The sequence below is a fragment of the Campylobacter canadensis genome, from assembly GCF_013177655.1.
Taxonomy (GTDB): domain Bacteria; phylum Campylobacterota; class Campylobacteria; order Campylobacterales; family Campylobacteraceae; genus Campylobacter_E; species Campylobacter_E canadensis.
This window is the reverse complement of sequence record NZ_CP035946.1, coordinates 1,318,534-1,341,626: the sequence shown is the minus strand read 5'-3', so window position 1 is coordinate 1,341,626 and position 23,093 is coordinate 1,318,534. Positions and strand designations below refer to the sequence as shown.

General features: G+C 27.0%; 20 protein-coding genes, 1 pseudogene and 2 CRISPR repeat arrays. Of the genes and pseudogenes, 19 read left to right on the top strand and 2 right to left on the bottom strand.

Features of this window, described 5'->3' with window-relative positions:
* The first annotated feature begins 5 nt into the window (after nt 1-5).
* The 3 genes and pseudogenes from CCANL266_RS06375 to CCANL266_RS06365 all read left to right on the top strand — a co-directional run bounded on the left by CCANL266_RS06375 (nt 6) and on the right by CCANL266_RS06365 (nt 4,803).
* Entirely contained in the window at nt 6-485 is a 480-nt protein-coding gene (locus CCANL266_RS06375) for a hypothetical protein (protein WP_172232994.1), read from the top strand.
* Complete coding sequence (locus CCANL266_RS06370) at nt 482-2,317, top strand: AAA family ATPase (protein WP_172234415.1); 1,836 nt, start codon at nt 482-484, stop codon at nt 2,315-2,317. Before CCANL266_RS06375 ends, CCANL266_RS06370 begins: the two co-directional genes overlap by 4 nt.
* Nucleotides 2,318-2,342: 25 nt before the next feature.
* Nucleotides 2,343-4,803: pseudogene (locus tag CCANL266_RS06365) on the top strand (type I restriction endonuclease subunit R).
* Nucleotides 4,804-5,872: 1,069 nt separating this feature from the next.
* Here the strand turns inward: CCANL266_RS06365 and CCANL266_RS06360 are convergent.
* The gene (locus tag CCANL266_RS06360; protein ID WP_172232991.1) at nt 5,873-6,214 is read right to left on the bottom strand and encodes a hypothetical protein; all 342 of its coding nucleotides are present in this window, start codon (nt 6,212-6,214) and stop codon (nt 5,873-5,875) included.
* 120 nt (nt 6,215-6,334) lie between these two features.
* Between CCANL266_RS06360 and CCANL266_RS06355 the strand changes: the two genes are divergently transcribed.
* The 13 genes from CCANL266_RS06355 to cas2 all read left to right on the top strand — a co-directional run bounded on the left by CCANL266_RS06355 (nt 6,335) and on the right by cas2 (nt 19,927).
* Nucleotides 6,335-6,571 (top strand): helix-turn-helix domain-containing protein, encoded by a 237-nt coding sequence (locus CCANL266_RS06355; protein WP_172232988.1) that lies wholly within the window; start codon nt 6,335-6,337, stop codon nt 6,569-6,571.
* Between the two features lie 278 nt (nt 6,572-6,849).
* Nucleotides 6,850-7,047 carry a hypothetical protein gene (locus CCANL266_RS06350; RefSeq protein ID WP_172232985.1) on the top strand — a complete coding sequence of 66 codons (198 nt, stop codon included), beginning with the start codon at nt 6,850-6,852 and terminating at the stop codon, nt 7,045-7,047.
* Nucleotides 7,048-7,147: 100 nt separating this feature from the next.
* Entirely contained in the window at nt 7,148-7,909 is a 762-nt protein-coding gene (gene cas6, locus CCANL266_RS06345; protein ID WP_172232982.1) for a CRISPR system precrRNA processing endoribonuclease RAMP protein Cas6, read from the top strand.
* Entirely contained in the window at nt 7,902-9,401 is a 1,500-nt protein-coding gene (locus CCANL266_RS06340) for a Cas10/Cmr2 second palm domain-containing protein (RefSeq protein WP_172232979.1), read from the top strand. The genes cas6 and CCANL266_RS06340 overlap by 8 nt, the downstream gene beginning before the upstream one ends.
* Entirely contained in the window at nt 9,398-9,979 is a 582-nt protein-coding gene (locus CCANL266_RS06335; RefSeq protein WP_172232976.1) for an RAMP superfamily CRISPR-associated protein, read from the top strand. Before CCANL266_RS06340 ends, CCANL266_RS06335 begins: the two co-directional genes overlap by 4 nt.
* Nucleotides 9,979-11,397, top strand: coding sequence for a hypothetical protein (locus CCANL266_RS06330; protein ID WP_216657289.1), 1,419 nt, complete (start codon nt 9,979-9,981; stop codon nt 11,395-11,397). Before CCANL266_RS06335 ends, CCANL266_RS06330 begins: the two co-directional genes overlap by 1 nt.
* Nucleotides 11,394-12,710, top strand: a complete 1,317-nt coding sequence (locus CCANL266_RS06325) for an RAMP superfamily CRISPR-associated protein (protein ID WP_172232969.1) — start codon at nt 11,394-11,396, stop codon at nt 12,708-12,710. The genes CCANL266_RS06330 and CCANL266_RS06325 overlap by 4 nt, the downstream gene beginning before the upstream one ends.
* The gene (gene csx19 / locus CCANL266_RS06320; protein WP_172232966.1) at nt 12,707-13,144 is read left to right on the top strand and encodes a type III-D CRISPR-associated protein Csx19; all 438 of its coding nucleotides are present in this window, start codon (nt 12,707-12,709) and stop codon (nt 13,142-13,144) included. Before CCANL266_RS06325 ends, csx19 begins: the two co-directional genes overlap by 4 nt.
* On the top strand, nt 13,144-15,252 hold the full coding sequence (locus CCANL266_RS06315) for a TIGR03986 family type III CRISPR-associated RAMP protein (RefSeq protein WP_172232963.1): 2,109 nt from the start codon (nt 13,144-13,146) through the stop codon (nt 15,250-15,252). Before csx19 ends, CCANL266_RS06315 begins: the two co-directional genes overlap by 1 nt.
* Nucleotides 15,252-16,583, top strand: coding sequence for a TM1812 family CRISPR-associated protein (locus tag CCANL266_RS06310; RefSeq protein WP_172232960.1), 1,332 nt, complete (start codon nt 15,252-15,254; stop codon nt 16,581-16,583). Before CCANL266_RS06315 ends, CCANL266_RS06310 begins: the two co-directional genes overlap by 1 nt.
* A 75-nt stretch (nt 16,584-16,658) precedes the next feature.
* Complete coding sequence (locus CCANL266_RS06305) at nt 16,659-18,125, top strand: hypothetical protein (protein WP_172232957.1); 1,467 nt, start codon at nt 16,659-16,661, stop codon at nt 18,123-18,125.
* On the top strand, nt 18,122-18,493 hold the full coding sequence (csx20, locus tag CCANL266_RS06300; RefSeq protein ID WP_172232954.1) for a CRISPR-associated protein Csx20: 372 nt from the start codon (nt 18,122-18,124) through the stop codon (nt 18,491-18,493). Before CCANL266_RS06305 ends, csx20 begins: the two co-directional genes overlap by 4 nt.
* Before the next feature lie 220 nt (nt 18,494-18,713).
* Nucleotides 18,714-19,104: a CRISPR direct-repeat array (repeat unit 36 nt; unit sequence GTTTCAATCCCCTAAAGCGGGGCAATCTTCTTAAAC).
* A 559-nt stretch (nt 19,105-19,663) separates the two neighbouring features.
* On the top strand, nt 19,664-19,927 hold the full coding sequence (gene cas2, locus CCANL266_RS06295) for a CRISPR-associated endonuclease Cas2 (RefSeq protein ID WP_172232951.1): 264 nt from the start codon (nt 19,664-19,666) through the stop codon (nt 19,925-19,927).
* Here cas2 and cas1 read toward each other — a convergent pair whose 3' ends face one another.
* A complete protein-coding gene (cas1, locus tag CCANL266_RS06290) occupies nt 19,928-20,929 on the bottom strand; it encodes a CRISPR-associated endonuclease Cas1 (protein ID WP_172232948.1) in 1,002 nt (333 codons plus the stop codon).
* Between the two features lie 426 nt (nt 20,930-21,355).
* Nucleotides 21,356-21,674: direct repeats of the CRISPR family, unit length 36 nt; unit sequence GTTTAAGAAGATTGCCCCGCTTTAGGGGATTGAAAC.
* A 416-nt stretch (nt 21,675-22,090) separates the two neighbouring features.
* Between cas1 and CCANL266_RS09445 the strand changes: the two genes are divergently transcribed.
* The 3 genes from CCANL266_RS09445 to CCANL266_RS06280 all read left to right on the top strand — a co-directional run bounded on the left by CCANL266_RS09445 (nt 22,091) and on the right by CCANL266_RS06280 (nt 23,061).
* On the top strand, nt 22,091-22,222 hold the full coding sequence (locus tag CCANL266_RS09445) for an alpha-amylase (protein WP_216657288.1): 132 nt from the start codon (nt 22,091-22,093) through the stop codon (nt 22,220-22,222).
* Between the two features lie 94 nt (nt 22,223-22,316).
* On the top strand, nt 22,317-22,739 hold the full coding sequence (locus tag CCANL266_RS06285) for a hypothetical protein (RefSeq protein WP_172232945.1): 423 nt from the start codon (nt 22,317-22,319) through the stop codon (nt 22,737-22,739).
* Nucleotides 22,693-23,061, top strand: coding sequence for a hypothetical protein (locus CCANL266_RS06280; RefSeq protein WP_172232942.1), 369 nt, complete (start codon nt 22,693-22,695; stop codon nt 23,059-23,061). Before CCANL266_RS06285 ends, CCANL266_RS06280 begins: the two co-directional genes overlap by 47 nt.
* Nucleotides 23,062-23,093: the final 32 nt, after the last annotated feature.

The following is a 23,093-nucleotide window of genomic DNA, read 5'->3' as shown; positions in this document are numbered from 1 at the left end:
GAGAGATGGCAAAGGGTGATAAAATAATAGATTTTTCTTTAACTTTAAAAAATATTGGAAAGCATCAATTATTAAATTTTAAGGAAGGTGTAAATTCTTTAAGAATTGCTTTATATGCAATGAATGGTAGCGGTAAAACATTTATAAGCAGGGCTTTTCGTTTAGCAGAAATGCAAAATACAGCCGAACAAAATAGTATGATTGATAAAGTTAATGACATTGTTTCTTTTGATAGTAACAATGCTAAAATTCAACTACAAATTAAAAATTTAAAAAATCAAGATCAGTTTGACTTAGATATAGAACTTACAAGGGATAAATTTCCACGTTTTAATCAAAAAATATGGTATATATTTCATGTTTTTAATAGTGATTATATTTTGGAGAATATACAATCTAGGCAATATGAAGTAAATGGTAATATAGATGGATATATTATAGGGAAAGAGAATATAGATTTAAATGATGATAAAGCTAAAAAATAAAATTAGAAGACAAAGAAAAAGAATTAAAGAAAAAAATAAGTGATAAAATTCAAGAAGGGTTAAAAGAATTAACTGACTTAAAAATAAGTCCTCTCTTAAAAGAATATAAAAACATTACATTTGATAATATTGTTGAAGATATAGAGCAAGGATTTGATAATAGCTTAAATTTTTTTAGTCTAGCTAACGAATATAAAAATATATCAAGCGATATTGAAGAATATAAAGATATTGAAAATATAGATTGTGTTGGTATTGATGATGTTAGTTTTCTTAGTGAAATACAAACTAAATTAGAAAAAGAGTATTCAAAGTCTGATTTCGCTGAAGATTTTTTAGAAAAAATGAAAAGCAAAAAGGATTTTATAGAATTAGGTGTGAATAATATTAAAGAAGATAATTCTAATTGTCCTTTTTGTGAGCAAAAATTAGATGATAAGGCTAGAGATTTAATAAATAAATATAATGAATTTTTAGATGCAGAAGAAACAAAACTTTTAAAGTTTATTGAACGCAGTAGAAGTAATTTAGATAATTTTTCTAATCAAATCAAAAGTGATATTGAAAAATCGAAAAATATTCAAGCTAGCTATAACATGTTAAAGGCTTTATTTAAACAAAAAGAATTAGGTAATTTAGAAAATATTGAGACTGAAGAGTTTGAATTATTAAAAAATGGGATTAATGCAATCTATTCAGCATTAGACAATAAATCTAAAGACATAACACAAGCGATTAATATAAATGACTATATAGAAAGTATTAAAAAATATATTAATATAGCTATTGAAGTTGCACAATATAACAATGAATTAATTGCTAGTATAAATAGCTTAAAAAATAATAGCAAGGATTATGTAAAAGAATTAAAAATAAAGATTTGCCAAGCTAAAATGCTAGAAATTAAAAATATAGCAAAAGAAGAAATAGAAGATTATAAAAATAATATTATTTCCTTAAAAAAATTAAATAAAAATATATTAGCAAAGCAGGAAAAAGCTAAAAAAAGCAAAAAAGAAGAATTTATCAAAACGTTCAGTATGTTATTGGATGTATTTTTTCAAGGTAAGTATTCTTTTAGTAAGAGCGATTTTTGTTTAACATTGAATAATGCACATAAACTTAAAAATAAGACAACTAAGGTATTAAGTGATGGAGAAAAAAGTATAATAGCATTTTGTCATTATATAGCAGAAAGCCATGTGAAAATCTCCCAAGCCGATGAATATGAAAAAATGTTTTTTATAATAGATGACCCTATATCTAGCATGGATTATCATTATGTTTATTCTGTTTCTAGTGTAATAAGAGATTTGCAAAATTATATTTCAGATATTGAGAAGATTAGATTTTTGATATTAACACATAATGTAGATTTTTATAATATGTTGATAAGAAATAAAATCACAAAAGATAATTTTATTTTAGAAAATGGAAAAATAATAAAAATTAATGAAAACAAATATATATTGCCATATATTGAACAATTAAAAGAGATATATAAAATATATACAGGTCAAGAGAAACCAAAATATCATACAGCAAATTCTATTAGAAATGTTTTAGAGTCCGTCGGAAGATTTTTTTATCCGACGGATGATTTGTATGATGTTATGCAAAAATTAGGACTTATGGAAGCTGATAATATTTTGTATAGTTTTATAAATGACGGCTCTCATGGTGGATATGTAAGCCAAAAACCAATAACAGAAGATGATAAAAAGCGTTGTTGTGTAGATGTTATAAATGCTTTAACTAAAATAATTCCAGGGCAAATTGAAATGATAGCAAATGAAATAAAGGATAATAAAAATGAGCAAGGCAAAAACTAGCGAGTTTGATTTGGAGTAGTTTGTTATATCATCACTACAAGAATTTGGGTGGTGCTATGAAAAGCCTGTAAGAGCCACCGATGAAGTCTTGCTAGAAACTAGCCTTGTAAATGTACTTTGCAAACTAAACCCACAGCTTGATTTATCAAAGGCTAATGAGATTTATAAAGAGCTAAAAAGCAAAAATCATCTTAGCCTTTTAGATAGTAACGAAAACTTTCATTATAAGCTTGTAAATGGGGTAAATATAAGCACTACAAAAGACGGAGAAAGTAGAGCCGATATCATAAATCTAATTGATTTTAATAATGCAAGCAACAATGAATTTATAGTAACAAACCAGCTAAGCATCACAGAAGCTAAAGAAAACAAAATCCCCGATGTAGTGCTATATATAAATGGAATTCCGCTTGTTTTAATGGAGCTAAAAAGCCCAAGCGATGAAAACGCCACGATAAACTCAGCTTATAATCAAATAAACACTTATAAACAAACAATCCCAAGTATTTTTACATATAATGCTTTTTGCGTGATAAGTGATGGGTATTTTGCTAGGGCGGGGAGTATTTCAGCTGATTTTTCAAGGTTTATGGCATGGAAAAGTAGCGATGGGGTAAACTACGCTCCAAACAAGTCTTTAGAAATTAAAACCCTAATAGATGGTATGCTAAATCCAAAAACCTTGCTAGATATCATTTGCAATTTCATAGTTTTTGAAAAAGAGCAAATAAGAGATTTAAATGGTATTTTAAGTATAAAAACTACCAAAAAAATCGCAGCCTATCATCAATACTACGCAGTAAATAAAGCTATATCAAGGACAATCACAGCAAGTAGTAAAGACGGGGATAAAAAAGGCGGTGTGGTATGGCATACGCAAGGTAGTGGGAAGTCTTTGTCTATGGTGTTTTATAGTGCTAAAGCGATAAAGGCTTTAAACAATCCTACGATTTTGGTTATCACGGATAGAAATGACCTAGATGACCAGCTTTTTGGTACTTTTGCAAGTTGTGAGAACCTTCTAAGACAAGAGCCAAAACAAGCAAATGATAAAGAGCATTTAAAAGAGCTTTTAAAGGTAGCTAGTGGTGGAGTGGTATTTACTACTATTCAAAAATTTAGTCCAGAAAATGATAATGTATTTGAGTGCTTATCGCTTAGAGATAATATCATCGTAATTGCAGATGAAGCACACAGAACCCAATACGGCTTTGATGCAAAAGTAGTAGAAGAAAAGTCTAAAAGTGGCGATGTTTTAGGGCAAAAGATAGTTTATGGTTTTGCAAAATATCTGCGTGATGCTTTGCCAAATGCTACTTATATAGGATTTACAAGAACGCCTATTGAAAGCCATGATATAAACACCCCTGCAGTTTTTGGAAACTACATAGATATATATGATATATCAAGAGCTGTTGAAGATGGTGCTACTGTGAGTATATATTATGAAAGCAGACTTGCTAAAATAGAGCTAAGCGAAGAAGGAAAAAAACTTGTAGATGAATTAGATGAAAAGCTTGAAAACCAAGATAGCCAAAAAGCAAAAGCTACTAATTATAGTGGTGGATATGTGGCTAACTGGCTTTGATGTGCCATCGCTTCATACTCTTTATATAGACAAGTCTATGAAAGGGCATAATCTAATGCAAGCTATAGCTAGGGTAAATAGGGTTTATAAGGATAAACCTAGTGGGCTTGTGGTGGATTATCTTGGGATTGCAAGTGATTTGAAAAAGGCTTTATCGTTTTATAGTGAAAGTGGTGGCAAGGGCGATATAATCACTACTCAAGAAGATGCAGTAAAGGTGATGATAGAAAAGCTAGAGATTGTAGAGCAGATGCTACCAAATGACTATGAAAAATACTTTGAACTTGATACGGGGGCTAAACTTGAATATATACTTGATATAAAAGAGCATATATTATCAAATAAAGATGGTAAGAACAGATTTATAAAAGAATTTGCAGCGCTTGATAAAGCCTACACGATAGCTATGCCGCACGAAAAAGCCTTGAGTATAAAGGATAAAATCGCTTTTATGTATGCGATAAAGGCTAGGTTTTTAAAGTTTGCTAAAGAAAATGAGAATGAAATTTTGCTTAATCAAGCTTTGATAAAGCAAGTATAAATAAGGCTATTGTATCATCTAAAGTGGTGGATATTTTTGATGCTAGTGGTATAAAAAAGCCTGATATATCTATACTTTCTAGTAAGTTTTTACTAGAATTAAAGAATATGAAGCGTAAAAATTTAGCCTTTGAAATGCTCTTAGCACTCGTTAGCAAGATACTACAAATCATTAAAAACAATGTAAGCATAGACTAGATTAAAAGAAAATGTAAGAGCAAAATTAAGAGTAGCTGTAAAAATAGTGTTAAATAAATATGCTTATCCACCTGATATGCAACAGCTTGCGATTGATGGTGTTTTAGCTCAAGCTGAAATTTTGACTAAGGAATTAGCTAATAAAAATATCAACTTTTAATATTTTACTTATATTGTATCGATATTTTATATTAAATTTTTTTTAATTGTTGTTATTTTACAATATAAATAAAATGTAATATGGTTTAAAATAATAAATATATAACAAAAATTAAAAATTATTAAGATTAAAGTTAAAATTTAATTGCTTAAAATTATTTTATGTATTTTAGAATTAATTTTACTGTGGACTTAAAATACACTTACAAAATATTTAGCATAGTAGAGCTATAATTTTTTAAAATTCCTTTTAGTAAAACTTTTTTTACATTATATAAAATTTATATTTTTAATTTTATAGGAGGGGTAGAATAATGTTTATTTTTTAAGGAGAGCAAGTATCTTATAGATTATAATGAAGACTTAAAATTTTTATGTGAATTAAGTAGCGATGAGCTAAAAGGACTTGCAAAAGAATTTGGCATAGAATACACATAATTAAAAACACAAGGACTTGCAATAATATATCGCAGTGTTTAGGCTAGGTGGTTTTAAATTCTATGTGTTTACACTTAAATTAATTAACTTTATTTGGAGAATACTATTTGATATAGATTAAGATTGGCAGGTAATGCAGCAATTGCTAGAACCTTATCTCTTGTAATAGGTCATATTGCTTGGGATATTGCTGGACTTGCTTATAGAGTAACTTTTCCTGCAGTATTGTAAATCACTGCATTAAGACAAATATATTTAAACAAAGCTTTATTTGAAAATATGTAAAATTTTTACTGTGATAAAAATGTAAATATACTAGTTCGACAGGGGCAATGAAAATGGCAAATAAATAACAAAATATCATAGCGATAAATTTAGCTACTAAAAACACAATACAGTTAAAGAAAAATATATTATCTGACATTATGAATTCAGCAATACTTTTATAAATAAATATTAAATATAAATAAATAAAAATCAAGCATATAATTAACCATAAAGCTTTCATAAAAGATTTATGGTTACTAGTTATGAAAATTAAGATAGATATTACAATACCAAAAAATAAATGCCTAAAATAATAACTAGGATTAAGCTCTGCAAATATCTTACTAAAAAATTCTTTTATAACTTTATCTTAATAAAGGATTATTACTTTTTGTTTTACCTTTTAATTTTTTAATTACAATACCTTTTTTATTAATGCAAAATATATTTGATTCATTTACATTTGAACCAATGTGTCTAATCCTAATAAAATCATAATGCCACATTTCACATTCACTAGTAGAGCTAATTCTGCTAGGAGCTCCAAACTTTTCTTCTAAATCACTTTTTTTAGATTTATTTATCATAATACTATCAAGTTCAGCTTGGGTAATTTCAGTACCTTCGGTATAGCTTCCAAAGTCTTGAATAGCAGCACAAGCACTAAAAATTAGTGCAACTAATGAAAATACAAATATTTTTTTCATAATTTCTCCTTTTTAAAAATAAAGATAAATTTATCATAAATAAATTAACTTATCCTATAGGATATAGATTTTAAATTTTCATATTGTTTTAATTATCCTATTTTACCTATAGGATAATGTATGAAAAATACCGAAGAAATAGAGAATTTTTACAAATTAGTATCAAGCAATGTTAAAAAACATAGAAATAAAAAGAATATAAGTCAATTAGAATTAGCCTTAAGTATAGGTATAAAATCAATTGCTTTTTATTCAAATTGCGAAAATAATAAAAATAAAAAACATTTTAATTTAGAGCATATTTATAATATAAGCAAGGTTTTGGGTATTGATATTTGTGAATTATTAAAAGAATAAGAAATAAAAATCTTAATTAATGTAACTAATGTTAATTTAGTTGTTATGCTAAGTTAGTATTTTTGTATTGTTATTTTTATAAAATATTTAATAAATATGCTTTGATTTTTAGTTAATTTTATAATTTTTTGTGTGCTAGTATTTTTAGTCTATGTTTTAATAATTTTATAACTTTATATTAATAGAAAATTTTTATAAATTAAATTAATTAATATTAAGTTTTTATAATAAAATCGTATTTTAATAAGTTAAAAATATTATCAATAAAAGGAAAAATAATGCAAAAATTTAAATATATAACCGAGATTTCATTGGTATTTTTAATGAGTGTAAGTATCATTTTAGATATAGTTAATAATGGCTTTACTTTTAGCATAGCTTCTTCTATACTTACTGTTTTAATATTAGCTGGAGCATTTTATGAAAATTATAGCAAGGATAAAATAATTGCTTCATTTAAAAAAAACAATGATTAAAAATAAGTTATTTTTATAAAAATATTTTATATTATAACAATGTCAATAAATAATTGATATTATTAATTAAAACTAATAATATATAAATAAAGGTTATATTTTGAAATATGTAAAACTTAGCGTAAAAAATATAAATATTAATACAAAATACGAATTTAATGGCTCTGCAATTCGTGGAACACTAGGTTGGGCGTTAAAAAGCGTTGATGAAAATGTTTTTGCCTTATTTTTTAATAAAGATAACACGAACACAAAATATCGTTTGGATGTAGATTTTAACACTTATGATTTTAGCATTTATCTTTTTAATGAATATATTAAATTCACTCCTTATTTTGCCTTAGCAATTGAGAAAATGAGAGCTTTTGGACTTGGTGTAAATAGACAAAAATTTGATTATGAAATGATACTTTTAAACGATGAAGCTTTTATGGATAATAAAGGTAATGTGTTGAATAAAGATATAAAAAGCCTTGAATTTGTAGAACAAAATGTTTGCAAAAATGTAAAAGTTATTTTTAAAAGCCCTTTTATGATAAATGATAAAAAAAGTAATTTTGACCCACTTAGCTTTTTTATATCAATTAAACGCCGAGTTAATGAAATGAACAAAATTAGCGAAAGGGTATTTTTTGATAATAATTTTTTATTCAGTCAAAAACTATATGACTATAATTTGTTAAGATACTCAAACAATCAAGGCAAAAAGATGAACTTTTTTGCAAAAATAGGAGAGATAAATTTTTATAATTTAGATGAAGAGTGCTTTAAACTTCTTGATTTAAGCACTTTGATTGGTGTTGGAAAACACACAGCATTTGGCTTTGGGAAAATAATTTTAGAAAGGATGGAAAATGAGTGAAGTTTTAGTTTTGGTTGATATAGCTGCTAAGCAAGAATATATCTTTAGCTCAAACAAGTTAAAAGATATGGTAGGAGCTAGTGAGATAATAGCAAGAGCGACTGATGTTGAAACAATAAAGGAAAATTGTAAGGAATTTGATTTTGATACAAGCAAGATAAAAGATGGTTTTAGTGGCGGTGGGAATGCTTATTTGTTTTTTGATGAGCTTGAAATCGCAAAAGAATTCATAAAAAAATACAGCCTACATTTACTTAAAACTTATCCTAGCTTGGTGCCTTATTTATTGCCTTTTAAAATGAGTGGGGAGTATCAAAAAGATATCGCTGATGCTAAAGATGAACTAGATAAGATTAGAAACAGCTTTTATCCACTTACGCATTCATTAAATATCGGTTTTGAAAGACTATGTCCTAGCTCAAATATCGGTGTAGATAATGAAGGAAAAATAAGTAAAGCTACAGATATAAAAAGAAAAATGGTAGAAAAATCTAAAAGATTTAACAAGTATTTAGAGGGTAAAGGATATGAATTCAGTAGCGAATTAGATAAAATTTATATCCACAACAACGCCTTTATAAGCGTGGTGCATTGTGATATTAACGCACTTGGACAAAAGGTTAGAAAGCTAAAAAATAAAGAAGAATCAAAAGAATTTTCTAAAAAAATTGATTTGATTATGCAAGAAGCTTTTGCAAAGATGATAGATAAGCTAGTAAATCACTTAGATAATGGTGGTTTTGAGTTTAAAGATGTAAAAATCACTAAAGACAGTTTTAAAGATAAAAAAGAAAATAAATATTACCTACCAATAAGACCGATTATTTTAAACGGAGATGATTTTACCTTTGTTAGCGAAGGTAGGCTTGGAGTTTGGCTTAGTAAGATTTTTATAAAAGAGCTTGAAAATGCGTTTGAAGAAAAAAATAAAAACTTCAACAATGAACTAAAAGAAATTTTTGGTGGTAGTCTTTATGCAAGTGCTGGAATTGCAATATGCAAGGCTAAAACGCCTTTTAGCAGGGCGTATCAGCTTAGCGAAGAGCTAGCAAGCAAGGCAAAAGCACTAGCAAAAGAAGATGAATCTAAATCAAGCCTAGCCTTTTTAATCCTTTCAAATCAAGTAAAATCAGGGCTAAATTACCTAGAAAATACTTACACAAGCGAAAGAACAACTGGTAAAAATGAATTTATAAACCACAAAGGGTATTTCATCAACAACAAAAACGAAAAATACAAAGGTTATGATTTTGATGAGCTTTTAAGTCTTATTAAGATTTTAAACAAAATGGCAAGGTCTAAGATGATGAAGATTAGAGATTTGTTATTTTATAACGATGAAAGAAGTCTTACACAATACATTGAAATTTATTGTGAAAACGATGAGTTTAATGCTAGTGATTTGCTAGATGGCAATGAGATAAAACACAAAAATATGCTACTTGATGCGATAGAGCTAAGTGCATTTTACCCACAAAAGGACGGACAATGATATTAAGAATTACACTTTCAAGCAATGCGATAATTACAAATGGAAACGGCGATGCTTTAATAGATTTAGATAGCGATTATAATAAATACGGCTTGCCATATATTAGTGCAAAACGCATAAAAGGAATGCTAAAAGATAGTGCAAATGAGCTAATTTCTATGGGGCAAGATATAAATGTGCTTAAGCTTTTTGGCGATGAAAACAATGAAGGTATTATAAAACTAAGTGACGCAACGCTTGAAAATAGCGAAATTTTAGAAAAATTATCAAGCGAATTCAAAACTGATATAATAAAAAATTCTTTTTCAGTTATTTTAAATCAAACAAGCTTAGATGAGTTTGGAGTAGCTAAAGCAGGAAGTTTAAGACGCTTTAGGGCTTATGATAAGGGGCTTGTTTTTGAAAGCGAAATTGAAGGGAATTTAGAATTTCAAAAAGATTTAGAGTTAATTTGCTTAAATCTTCGCTACATTGGGCATAAAAGAACAAGAGGCTTTGGTAAGGTAAAATGTGAGCTAATAGAAGGTAAAAATACCGAACAAAAAATGGCAAAAGCCCTAATGAAAATGATAAAATGATGATTTTTACCTTGCTTGATGATGTGATATTTACAAGCCTTAGTGGCGATGAAAATACCGTAGATACTAAAGGATATTTAAGTGCAAGTGCTATAAAAGGAGCGTTTAAAAAGCTTGGAGTGGAGTATAAAAATCCTCAAAATGCTTATTTTTATGATGGTAAAAATATCTTTTATCCAGCACCAATGAACCTTAAAAAGAATAAATATGTGCAAGAAGATTTAAAAATTTACACAGAAATTGATGAAGAAAAAGAAAAAGAAGAGTTAAAGAAAAATAAAAATCTCAACATAGATAAAAAATCAAGCATAGGCGGATATATTTGTATAAAAAATGGCGTTTTAAGTAAAGCAAAAATTAGCACCATAAACAAAACCCACGTAAGCTTAGCTGATAAAGAAAATATGAGTCTTAAAGAGCTTGAAAAATACGAAAGCGAAGGGGAATATAAAAACAAAATCTTTTCATATACAGCACTTAGAAAAGGGCAAAAATTTGCTATAAAGCTAATGTATGATGAGGATTTTAGTAAGCTTGATGGCAAGGTTTTAAGGCTTGGCAAGAGTGCAAACTCTCAGTATGGTAGGGTAAAAATCAGCTTTGAAAGTTCAAACGATAAGGAAGTTAATTTTAACGGGGAATTTTATCTAGTAGCGATTAGTCCGGTATTATTAAGAAACGAAATTGGCGGATTTGAACCTAGTTTTGATGCTTTAAAATCGGCTTTAAAAGATATTGAAGAATGTGATTTGGAATTAAAAGAAATTATTATTTCAAGATATGAAAAAGCACAATTTTATAACAATTCTTACAAGTGCAAAACCCCGCAAGTAATGGGCTTTAGCATAGGAAGTGTGTTTAAGGTTAGTGGGAAGTTAAATGATGAGTTTTGCATGGTTGGAGTGCAACAAGAATTTGGTTTTGGACGGCTTAAAGCTTATGCAAGTTTTAATGATTTAAAACTAGAAAAGGATCAAGAAACTAAACAAACAAATGAAATTTCTAGCGATGAACTTAAAATAATAGAACCAGCTTTAAAAAATATCTTAAAACAAGATTTAGAGCAAAGAGTATTTTTAAGTAATGAGTACAAAAACTATGTTATTCAAGATGAAAACTATAAAAAGCATGGAGAAATATTTAGTGCAAGTGAGCTAAGTAGAATGCAAAGTATAGCTAGTGCTTTTGAGACTAACAAAGACTTTAAAACACAGTTTGAAGATAAATACAAAGATAGTGCCTTTTATAAAAAAATGCAAGACAAAGGGCTAAGGCTAGATAAATTTGATATAGCAAAGCATGAAAACGAAAAATATAAAAGCTTTTATACTGATGATATAAAAAATGAGATAGCAAAAAAGGTGCTAATTAGCAAGATAAAATACGCAAGAAAAATGCTAAAAAAGGATGAGAAATGAGCCAAGAAGTGCATAAAAAATTAAGAAAAAAGATATTTTATAAAGGTATTTTAGAAAACCAAACAGCATTTAGCATAGGCACAAAAGAAGGCGATTTTATAGATAGCTTGTGTTTAAAAGATAAGTCTAATAAGCCTTATATTAGTGCTACAAGTCTTGCAGGAGTGCTAAAAGCTAAGCTTAAAAATAATAAACTTTTAGGCGATAACGATAATAAAAGCTTGGTAATTTTAAGCGATTGTTATTTAAATGATAAAAGTAACTATCAAGTTGGCATTAGAAATGGCGTAAAAATTAATCCTACAACAAATATAGCAGAAAATAAAGCATTGTTTGATTATGAAGTAGTTTTTAAGGGTGCTGAGTTTGATTTTGAATGCCTTATAAATATTTATGAAGATGATTTTACTAGCGAGTTGCAAGAGTTTGAAAAAGCTATAAACTCAGAGCTTTTAGTCGGTATGAAAACTATGAGTGGCTTTGGGGAATTTGCTATGAAAGAGCTTTTTAAAATTGAGTTTGATTTTAGCAAAAATGATGAGTTTAGTAGATATGAAAGCTTTTTAAGAAAGTCTTTTTATGAAAGTAAGGTAGAGACCAAAGAAAGTAATAATAAATTTGAAATAAAACTAGAGCTAGATATTACAAACTCACTTTTGATAGGTAGTGTAAATAATGATGGCGAGATAGCAGATATTGCGAGTTTATGCGAAGATGGCAAAAGTATAGCAAGTGGGACAAGCTTTAAAGGAGCTATTAGACACCAAGCTTTAAGGATAGCAAACACTTTTAGTGATAAGCTAGGTGAAAAGTTTGTAGATGAGCTTTTTGGCTATGTAGATGGCGTTGCAGCGAAAAAGTCAAGAGTTAGGGTTAATGAAAGCGAGATTGTAAGAGATTACAAAACAATGAAAAAAGCACTTACAAAACTTCATCAAAGAAATAAAATAGATAGATTTAGTGGGGCTACCATTGATGGAGCATTGTTTGATGCTAGGGCTATTTATGATGGCAAAATCAATCTAATTATAGAGGTTTTTTCACAAAAATTAGAAGATGAAAAAAATGAAAATTTAACAGATGAAGAAAAAGAACAAATTAAAGCAAGAAATGAAGAAAAATTAAAAAGATACGAAAAAGAAAAAGCCTTAATGTTATTTGTGGCAAGAGATTTATGTGCTGGATTTTTAGCTGTTGGTGGGGGTAAAAATGTTGGTCGTGGGGTGTTTAGTGGTAAGTTTATTGCCTATGAAAATGGCAAAAAATTAGAGCCAAAAGAGATGAATGAGATAGCTAAGGAGTTGCTAAAATGAAAGAGCTTTTAAAAGATTTTGTGAATGCAAAAGTAATTATTTGGACAATGGATAAGATTTATTTTGGAATATTTGATGGGGTAGAAGTTTGCTCATACGATAAAAAAATCAGCACATTAGATGGTATTTTAGAACTTCGTGCATTTGATGGAGTAAAAGAGCTTTATTATTGGAAAGAAGGCTCAAGGGTTTATGAGTTTAAAGGTGATGAAATAAACAGCACTACAAAAATGCTAGGTAAGGTTATTAAGTGTGAAAACGGCTGGAGCAAGGTAGATGATGGTAGGGGCGGAAAGTTTTACTTGCCGCTTGATAAAAAAGACGGCGAAATTATCATAGAAAAATGCGACATCATAGGCTATCACAAGAAAACACATCAAGCTTACATAAAAGGCTATGCAATAAAGGATTACGCAATAAAGGAGATAAGATGATGAACGGAATATTTTTAGAAGAATTTAAAAAAGCGGGGGTGGATGTAAGTGGTATTGAGCAAAAAATAGAAAAACCAAACTATGAAAAAGACAATGTAGCAATAGCTCCGTTTAACTTTATAAATATTAGAGAAAATAATAAACCAATAGTGGCTTTGTATAAAAAACAAGATAAAGAACAAAATAAAAAAGAAAATAATGAGAAAAATAATAGCGATGTTAAGCTTGATGTTTTTGATAAAAAGCTTTTTACAGGAGAGATTGAAATTACGCTTAAGAGTAAAACCCCTTTTATAGTAGGTGATAGTACTAAAGACAAAAAAGACCCTAGCAAGGTTTGTTTTTTTAGCGTAAAAAATGAAATTCCACAGGTATCTGGCTCAAGCTTTAGAGGAATGGTTAGAAATATTTTTGAGATTGTTAGTTTTTCTAAGTTTAATAATATAAATAATCATAGGTTTTATTTTAGAAATGTTGCAGATGGAGCAAAATCACCTATAGGAATAGCTTATGATGAGGTTGCTGCTAAGTTGGTGCCTAAAAAAGATAATAATGGCAATGAGATAATAAAAAATGGCAAACCAGAAATGAAAAAAGTATCAAAAGCACACATGGGCTACCTTAAGTGCAATGGTTTTAGAGATTATGTGATTTATCCAGCTAATTATGAATATAAACACGATAAGAGTGATAAAGAATTAAAAAATAACGCTCATAAAATCATGGGAAAAGCATTTGATTTTGATGTTTATAGTGGGTATATGAATAGCAAGAAAACTTATTATCACATAGCAGAATATAAAGAAGATAAAAGCCCTATAAAGCTAGATTATCAAAGAGATGTTTTGCCATATAAGCTAGATTACGAGAACGCACAAACTAGCTCACAAAGAAAAAATTATTCTTCTAAAACAAAGTCCGAAGAAGATATAACAACTATAAATCTTTTTGAAAGATTAGAAGAAAAAAGGTTTAAAGAGTGTGGAGTGCCTTGCTTTTATATACAGGCAAAAGATACAAATGGTAATGATTATGTGTTTTTTGGAAATACAAAGTTTATTAGAGTGCCGTATTTTTACACAACGCTTGATTGTGTTGATGGGGTGTATAAAAAAGATGATAAATATGATTTAACTGAATTTGTATTTGGCAAGGAAGGCGAGTTTGCTACTAGAGTGTTTTTTGAAGATTTAAAGCTTAAAAACCAAGAAGAGTTACAAAATAAAGATGACTTAAAAGCCTATTTAGATGAAAATATTTATACAAAAGAAGAAACAACCGAACCACTTCTAGCACCAAAACCAACAGCGTTTAACCTATATTTAGCTAATAATGAGCCTAGTAAAATTCTAACTTACAATGGAGATGCTAATGTAAAAGCTAAACTTAAAGGCTTTAAGATGTATCATCATAAAAATTTAAGCAATGATTTAAAAGAAGCTATGCTAGACCCAAATAAAGATGAAAAAGCAATGAAAAATGTTTTAAAAAGCTTTAAGGCTGTTAAAAGTGGCGTTGAGTTTGTTGGCAAAATAAGGTTTTTAAACCTTAAAAAAGAAGAATTAGGAGCTTTGCTTTATAGCTTAAATGTAGATGATAAAAGCGTTTATAAGTTAGGCGGGGCAAAGCCGCTAGGTTTTGGTAGTGTTGAACTAAAATCAACTTTAAAGCTTTTTGATATAGATAAAAAATACTCGGATTTATTTGCTAATGATTATTTTAAAAAATATGAAAATAACTCTAGCGATAGTAAGATTAAAGAACTTGTAAAACACTTTAAAGATATAACCTTAAAGAGCATTAAAGAAAACTCAAAAGGCTTTAATGATATAAAATCTTATGATGATTTTGAAAGAATAAAAGAGCTTAAAGCTATGCTTGATTTTAAAAATACAAGCTTGCCTAATTGGGATTTAAACACTAAATATATGGTTGTTAATTTTGATAAAAATAGCAAAAACACTGATATTAAGTTTGATAGAAAGTTGATTTTGCCTAGTCCAAGAGAGCTAAAAGACCATTTCTTATGCACTCGTGAACAGCTAGAAGCAAGGCATGATGAGTGTTTAAATAGTAAGAAAGATAAGAATAAAGCAAAAGGAAAATAATGGGATTAAGAGTAACTAATCAAAGAAAAAGGGTTATTTTTTCATCATTTGGGTTTAAAAGTAAATATGCAGAGTCTACCGAATATAAATTAGATGAAAACTTAAAAAATGCATTATCTTTAGATATAAAAACAGATAAATATTTGAATATGACTGATATTTATCTTAAAAATTTTGAAAACAAAAATGCTGAATTTGTATTTTTTAGCACAGAAGCAGCTAAAAATAATCAATTAGATATTTTAAAAGATTTTAAAAAAGATAAGTATGAACTTATTATTTTTGATGAAAAAAAGCATGAAGAATTATTAAATAAACTTATTAAAAAAATCCAAGATATAGAAAAAAACCACGAAAGAACAGATATTATAATTGATATAACTCACGGGTTTAGAGACACTACTTCTGTTGGACTTTTAGCTGGGCTTATTGAATATAGTTTTTCAAGAGAAGATAAAAAAGATAATAAAATGAATTTTATTTTTGCTAAAGAATTTAAAGACAATGATGGTGTTAAGTTTTATACAATCACATCTCTTAATAACTATGCAGATGTTTTGAAATTATCTTTTATATTAAATACATTTAAAAATACTTTAAAGATAATAAAATCTGATGTAGAACATAATTTTTATAAAGAATTAGTAAAATTATCAGATAGTGTTTTTGAAAATAATATAAAAGAAATTCAAAAAGCTTATAAAAAACTTGTTGTTGAAAAAGAAAATATCAGCAAAAATCCAAATGATATATTTTTTGCATTACTTCCTATGATTGAAGATATTTTAAATGAATTGAAAGAATTTGATAATTTTAGTGATGGTAGTGATTATAAAGATTATTTTATTTTATGTAATCTTTATCTTAAAAAAAATTATGCTTTAAATGCAGCTGGTTTTATGCTAGAAGGTTTTCAAATTAGATTATGGCAATATTTTATGCCAAATATTGCTTATGATTATGCTGAACTTCAAAGAGTAAAAAATATGTTATTTGTATGTGTAGATGGCTTAAAAGATGAAAACAAAGGCAAAGATGAAAAGCAAAAAATACTAGCAAACAAACTAGCAAATTATAAATATAACGAACAAGAAAAAACACTTTTTTCTAAGTTGTTAGAGTATAGAAAAAGTGTTGCAAAATATAGAAATGATATGTCTCACATAAGTCCAAATATGAAAGACAAAAATGGTAAAAAAGTAGATATTTTAGAAGAACTAAAGAAAATATTTATACTAATTCAAAAAATAAAAATAGAAGAATTAGCTTTAATTAGAGCAGATATTAAAGCTATAATTAAAGAATATTTAAGTTACGAGCCAAAAGAATAAAGTAGCTTTTTCTTATAAAAACTAAGCAGTTAAACTAAATCCAGCAAGGCAAAAAGCCTTGCAAAAAGTGTAAAAGTGAGTGAAGTAAAAATGCTAAATAAAAAAGGTCTTCAAATTATTAAAAAAGCTAACAATAAAAAGGATAAGGATAATATAATGCAAGATGAAAATACACAAAATAACACAAATATTAATCAAACACAAGAAAAAAGTAAAATAAAAATTATTAGTTTTTTAGGGATGACAAAAACAGACAAAGATTTAAAAGAATTTAATCAAAAATGCGAAAAAGATTCTACGCAAGATAAAATAAAAGCGCCAAAACAAGCAAAATATATCCTAACAAGGGATTTTTACAAGGTTTTTGGCGTAGAAAAAGATACACAAGATCTTGATATGTGGAGTGCTACGGAGTGTTTGCTTAAAGAATTTAATAATGATAATTTTGAATTTACTTTGTATGGTACAGAAAAGTCAATCCTAATGCAAAAGCCAATTTATGGTGCATTAACCCCAAAAGAGTTTGACCAGAAAGAATATTCTAAATTTTTAGGGGATTTAATAAATGATTTAAAAAGTGATTTTAATTCAAATAAATATAAAAAAATCATAGTAGATATTACGCACGGCTTTAGAGACAATACTATTTTAGCTATTTTTGCAGGGCTTATCCAAACAAATATTAATAAAGATTTTAAAATAAATTTCATCGTGGCAAAGGAGATAGTTCCATTTCAAGAATATGAATTTATAAGCCTTGATGAGTATATTGAAAATATGGTTATGTCAAATGTCTTAAGCACATTCAAACAATGTTTAAAAGTGCCTGATTATAATCTTGATAACCCACTTTATCTAGCTTTAAAAAATTTTAGCAATGCACTTTTTAAAAATCAAATTCAAGATATAAACAAAAATCTAAAAAATCTTTTTTATTACGATAGAAATCCAATTCAAAGCTTAGCTAATTTGCAAACATTAATAGATGAAATAATGCAAGAGTTAAAAGGACTTAATAATGTAAATATTAAATCAGCAGGTAATGGCAAAATCAAACCTAAAAGAGCATTTTATTATGAATTAGCAGTGCTTTATAAAAAACACGACTATTTTTTAAACTGCGTTCAGTTTTTACTTGAATCTATATACTTACATATTTTCAATGAGTTCAAACAGCAATTAAACAGAACTGAAAACGAATATTGTTACTCAGAATATAAAGTGATTAGAGATTTTTTACTTAGCTTTGAAGAAACTAAGCCAAATGTTAATCAAAATAATCATAAATATACAAAATATAAAGATTTGTATCCAGATGATATAAAATTATTTAATTCTTTAATAAATTTAGCTCGTGAAATAGCGGATTTAAGACATAGAATGTCTCATTGTGATGCCTTTAGTGATGATTATGAAAATAATTATAAAACAAGAATTGAAGGTTTTTTTAGCTTTTATGATGAGATATTTAGTAATAATTTAAGCTTTAGCAAGGAGTTAAAAGATAGGTTAATTTTAGATGCAAAGGAAAAAACAAAATGAATTCAATGCACTTATTTTTCTCACATCAGCTAAGTGATGAGCAAATAAAGGATGCAAAAACTAGCTTAAATATAACAGAATTTAAAGCCTTGCCAAAGGATTTACAAACTAGGTTTTCAAATGTTCCGCCCAGCCTTGATAGCTTAGATGAATACGCAAAGGATTTTTATGAATACATTGATAAAAATACTAAAAAAGGTGATTTTTTGCTTATTAGCGGTGATTTTGGATTATGCTTTAAGCTTATAAATTATGCTAAAGCAAAATCATTAAAACCCGTTTATGCCACCACAAAAAGAGAGGTTTTAAAAGATGAAAACGGTGTAAAACAAAGCATTTTTAAGCATATAAAATTTAGGGAGTTTTAAAGATAATATAGTTTATAATAACTATTTAATACAAAAAGTTAAGTAGGCTAGGGCAAAAGCCTTAAAACTACTTAGCTAAAACATCATTTTTTATAATATAATTTTGATACACATCTAAGCAACTTTGAAGTTCTTTATTTACATCAAATTTGATATTTTCAGTAGTACAGTGCGACATAGGATTTTTAATATCTTTTATCTTATCCCAAAGTATTCTAAGTTTTCAATCCCCTAAAGCGGGGCAATCTTCTTAAACATTAGACGAGTGCGGAATGCCAATGGCAGACTGCAGTTTCAATCCCCTAAAGCGGGGCAATCTTCTTAAACGAATAAAAAAATAGCTAAAGCAAAACAAGGCTTATGTTTCAATCCCCTAAAGCGGGGCAATCTTCTTAAACAAAAAAGCATTTATGAGTAGATACCATCTACAAAAAGTTTCAATCCCCTAAAGCGGGGCTATCTTCTTAAACAAAAGTTATAATAGATATGAAATGAAGCCTTCTGATGTTTCAATCCCCTAAAGCGGGGCTATCTTCTTAAACGGTAGATCAGCTGCTAAAAAATATTAAGTTGTCGTTTCAATCCCCTAAAGCGGGGCAATCTTCTTAAACCCATTATTTTTAACAATGTTAAGTAAAATAACTCATAAAAAAGATATTATAATTATTTTTAATTAATCTGTAAAATAATATTTTAAGATTTAATAAAAACAAATATTAGCAAATGCTAAGGAAATTAAAAAATATAAGCTTTAAATATCTATTTTGCTATTAAGAATTTTAAATTTTTAATCATTTGCTTGTTTTAAGATTATTTTAATATTAAAAAGCGTTATTTATTAATACTTTTATAAATACAAAAAGCAAAAAAATAGCAAATGTAAATATTAAATTATAATAATTAGCAAAATTCACTTTGTTTTAGCTTAAATTCAGCATAAATTAAGCTTAAAAGGTGGTAAATGCAAATATGTAAATCTTAAATATGTTAATATAAAAGTATTTTTTATTGTTTTAAAAAGTTGTAAAAGGGATAAAATGCAAGAAAATTATCAACAATCATTACAAAAATTGCAAAAGCAAAAAAGCTATTTGTTTATATAAACTTTTTAATACAATCTCCAATTCACGGACAAAAAAGTATTAAAATCCTTTTGTTAAAGGAGATTATATGCCGTATATTATTTGTTATGATATTACATCTAATAAAACTAGAAAAATAATTCACGATACCCTTATTACTCAAGGAGAAAAGGTAAATTTAAGTGTATTTGAATTGGATTTAAAAGAGTGCAAACTAAACTCGCTTATAATAAAATTAAATTTATTAATAAACCCAAAAACAGACACAATAAAAATCTACAAAATACCTACAAAAACTTACTTAAACACCATAACAATAGGCACAAATCCAATTAGTACAAATTATATTTAGTTACAATCTTGGGCAAAACCCTTTGTACTTATCATCGTTTAAAATAGCTTTTTTAAGTGCTTGAATTTGCAATGTTATGATATTTTCTATGCTGATTTTTTGATTTTTATAAGAGAGTTTATCAAGTAATCTTGCGTTAAATCTTTTACATAATTTTTCTTTTAATTCCTTGCTAAGCTCGTCTTTATCATTAACGTTAGGATTATACGAAAACCACCCAAACACCACAAAATCTACCACATAAGTCCTATATTCTTCTATTACATCAAATACAAAACTAATATTTTTATCATTATTAGCATGTAATAATCCCACATAAGGGCTTAAACCATTATCAATAATAAGTTTTAGTATTTTATTATAAAGTATGCCATAAAGATAGTTTAAGCTCATATTTACTACATCTTTTGCACCTTTTTTATATCTTTTTTTAAAGTTATATTTATTAAATCTATCGCACAAACATTCATAATACCATAAAGCCACACCGCCTTCATAAGCTAAAATTTCTTGATTATTTTTAGCTTTTTTAAGTTTAATAATTATTTTCATCATTTTAAGTATGTTTTCATCGTATTTTTTATGGTATTTATTCATTCTTTTTATATAATTAAGCTGGTTTTTGCATTTTGCAATTATTATACTTTTAGCAAGGCTTAATCTTTTTTCATCGCTAAGTTTTGCTTGTGCTAAAAAAGTTTTAGAACTTGTTGAGCTTGTATATATATTTATACTTTCAAGCTCTTTATTTACAAAAAGCACAGCTATTTTATACTTCTTAGCTAAAAATAGCACTTCAGAATTTAAAGTAATATTTACATTAATAATTATAGATTTTAATTTATTTGCATGGATTTTACTAACAGTTTCTTTGCTATTTTTTACACAAAAAAATTCTTGCTCTTTGCTCAAGCTAAGACCAGCTTTGCTAATATGTAAAACTTCTTTTAAGCTTTTTTGCTTTTGTAATTTTTGTAATGATTGTTGATAATTTTCTTGCATTTTATCCCTTTTACAACTTTTTAAAACAATAAAAAATACTTTTATATTAACATATTTAAGATTTACATATTTGCATTTACCACCTTTTAAGCTTAATTTATGCTGAATTTAAGCTAAAACAAAGTGAATTTTGCTAATTATTATAATTTAATATTTACATTTGCTACTTTTTTGCTTTTTGTATTTATAAAAGTATTAATAAATAACACTTTTTAATATTAAAATAATCTTAAAACAAGCAAATGATTAAAAAATTAAAATTCTTAATAGCAAAATAGATATTTAAAGCTTATATTTTTTAATTTCCTTAGCATTTGCTAATATTTGTTTTTATTAAATCTTAAAATATTATTTTACAGATTAATTAAAAATAATTATAATATCTTTTTTATGAGTTATTTTACTTAACATTGTTAAAAATAATGGGTTTAAGAAGATTGCCCCGCTTTAGGGGATTGAAACTTTTACCTGCCTCAACGGCGTATTGTGTGGCGATGAAGTTTAAGAAGATTGCCCCGCTTTAGGGGATTGAAACCCATAAGGCTTTCATATTAAAACTAACCTCATTGTTTAAGAAGATTGCCCCGCTTTAGGGGATTGAAACTTGTAATCAGGCTTAAATTCTTCATGGTATTGCTGTTTAAGAAGATTGCCCCGCTTTAGGGGATTGAAACCGCACGGCGTGTGTCCTTTATTATCCACTCCCCTTGTTTAAGAAGATTGCCCCGCTTTAGGGGATTAAGGTTCCTGTTACATTTGGGATATAATATTTTCTTAAAGCTATTTAAATGATGTTATTAAAAGAATTATTTATTTAAAGTTTTTAAAAGCTTAATATGCCTTCTATTAAAATATAAAAAGTAATAAATATGATAAAAAGTTATAAGCAAAATCACCACACTTATTTTTTAGTTTCTAATATTATTAGCACATTTATTAATTTTTATATTTATAAATAATTAAAAAATTAGGCAACTTACCTTAGATAAGAGTTTTTAACATTTTATTACTTTTATATATAGCTTTGAAAGTTAGTAACAAAAAACAAATACGAATAAGGATTAATATTGTAAAAAAATTTAATTTTTTTTATTAATACTGTGTCTTTATTAACCGTGGGGGGGGGTATAATGATATGAAATATAAAGAAAGGAGTAAAAGATGGATAAAGCAAATGCAAACCATAAAGCTAATCAAGCAAATGCAAACAAAGGTAGTGCTGGACAAAATAAAGCACATTCTCAAGTTCACGGAAATCGTGGCGCTCAATTAAACCCAAACAATAAAAAGTAATCTTTATTGTAAAGCTGGTTTTATACTAGCTTTACAATAAAACTACAACTTTCTTTTATATACCAGATTATAAAATAAGACTTAAGGGACTTTAATGGATGATAATTTTTTTACTTATAAAATAGTTGATAAACAAGATAATATTTTAATGCTTGAAAAAAATAAAAAAAGATTTAAGGCATATATTTTAAATAAGGATGAAAATAATACTTATATAAGTGAATTAGCTCCTAAATTATGTAATATTCAATATGATAATTTAATGAAATGTGAATTTATAGAAGATAAAAATAAATATTATTTTATTACAAAAGATTATGAAACATCTACAGATATACGCAGTTATTTTAGTTGTTTTTTGCCTATATCATCATATATAAAAGAAAATTTATTTAAAATTTTAGATTTGTTTATAGAGCTTGAAAAACTAGGATTAAATGGTTGTTTGCCTGATAAAATTATTGATAGCAATGGCAAGCTTTTGTTGGATTATTTATGTTCATTTTTTTTTTGGTGATAAAGATTGTAAGAGTAATATAGAAGTTTTTAAAACAATTTATAAAAGATATTTTCCTGCCTTTAAAAATGATAATTTGGATAACTTTGATGATTTAATTTCAATTAAAGAGCATCTTTTAAATTCTTTAGTAAAAAATATATCCAAATACGAAATAAATCTTTTTCCATCAGCAATTAAAAATTATAAAGAATTTATTGATACTGAAAACATAAAAAATGAGTTTGAGTTAAGACTAGAATTAAACAAATATATTAATGCTAACAACGCATATTTTTTATTAGAAAATAATAAAAACAATGAAAAGACAATATATATATAGCTTTAAGAGATTATGTATTTTTATGTAGTGAA

Bases quoted from the DNA above. Each gene is read 5' to 3' on its own strand.
- CCANL266_RS06310 (WP_172232960.1), top strand. From the start codon at position 15,252: ATGGGATTAAGAGTAACTAATCAAAGAAAAAGGGTTATTTTTTCATCA.
- CCANL266_RS06330 (WP_216657289.1), top strand. From the start codon at position 9,979: ATGATTTTTACCTTGCTTGATGATGTGATATTTACAAGCCTTAGTGGC.
- cas2 (WP_172232951.1), top strand. From the start codon at position 19,664: ATGCCGTATATTATTTGTTATGATATTACATCTAATAAAACTAGAAAA.
- CCANL266_RS09445 (WP_216657288.1), top strand. From the start codon at position 22,091: ATGGATAAAGCAAATGCAAACCATAAAGCTAATCAAGCAAATGCAAAC.
- CCANL266_RS06375 (WP_172232994.1), top strand. From the start codon at position 6: ATGGCAAAGGGTGATAAAATAATAGATTTTTCTTTAACTTTAAAAAAT.
- CCANL266_RS06340 (WP_172232979.1), top strand. From the start codon at position 7,902: ATGAGTGAAGTTTTAGTTTTGGTTGATATAGCTGCTAAGCAAGAATAT.
- CCANL266_RS06355 (WP_172232988.1), top strand. From the start codon at position 6,335: ATGAAAAATACCGAAGAAATAGAGAATTTTTACAAATTAGTATCAAGC.
- CCANL266_RS06325 (WP_172232969.1), top strand. From the start codon at position 11,394: ATGAGCCAAGAAGTGCATAAAAAATTAAGAAAAAAGATATTTTATAAA.
- CCANL266_RS06350 (WP_172232985.1), top strand. From the start codon at position 6,850: ATGCAAAAATTTAAATATATAACCGAGATTTCATTGGTATTTTTAATG.
- CCANL266_RS06285 (WP_172232945.1), top strand. From the start codon at position 22,317: ATGGATGATAATTTTTTTACTTATAAAATAGTTGATAAACAAGATAAT.
- CCANL266_RS06315 (WP_172232963.1), top strand. From the start codon at position 13,144: ATGAACGGAATATTTTTAGAAGAATTTAAAAAAGCGGGGGTGGATGTA.
- csx19 (WP_172232966.1), top strand. From the start codon at position 12,707: ATGAAAGAGCTTTTAAAAGATTTTGTGAATGCAAAAGTAATTATTTGG.
- CCANL266_RS06280 (WP_172232942.1), top strand. From the start codon at position 22,693: ATGGCAAGCTTTTGTTGGATTATTTATGTTCATTTTTTTTTTGGTGAT.
- CCANL266_RS06335 (WP_172232976.1), top strand. From the start codon at position 9,398: ATGATATTAAGAATTACACTTTCAAGCAATGCGATAATTACAAATGGA.
- cas1 (WP_172232948.1), bottom strand. From the start codon at position 20,929: ATGCAAGAAAATTATCAACAATCATTACAAAAATTACAAAAGCAAAAA.
- CCANL266_RS06360 (WP_172232991.1), bottom strand. From the start codon at position 6,214: ATGAAAAAAATATTTGTATTTTCATTAGTTGCACTAATTTTTAGTGCT.
- csx20 (WP_172232954.1), top strand. From the start codon at position 18,122: ATGAATTCAATGCACTTATTTTTCTCACATCAGCTAAGTGATGAGCAA.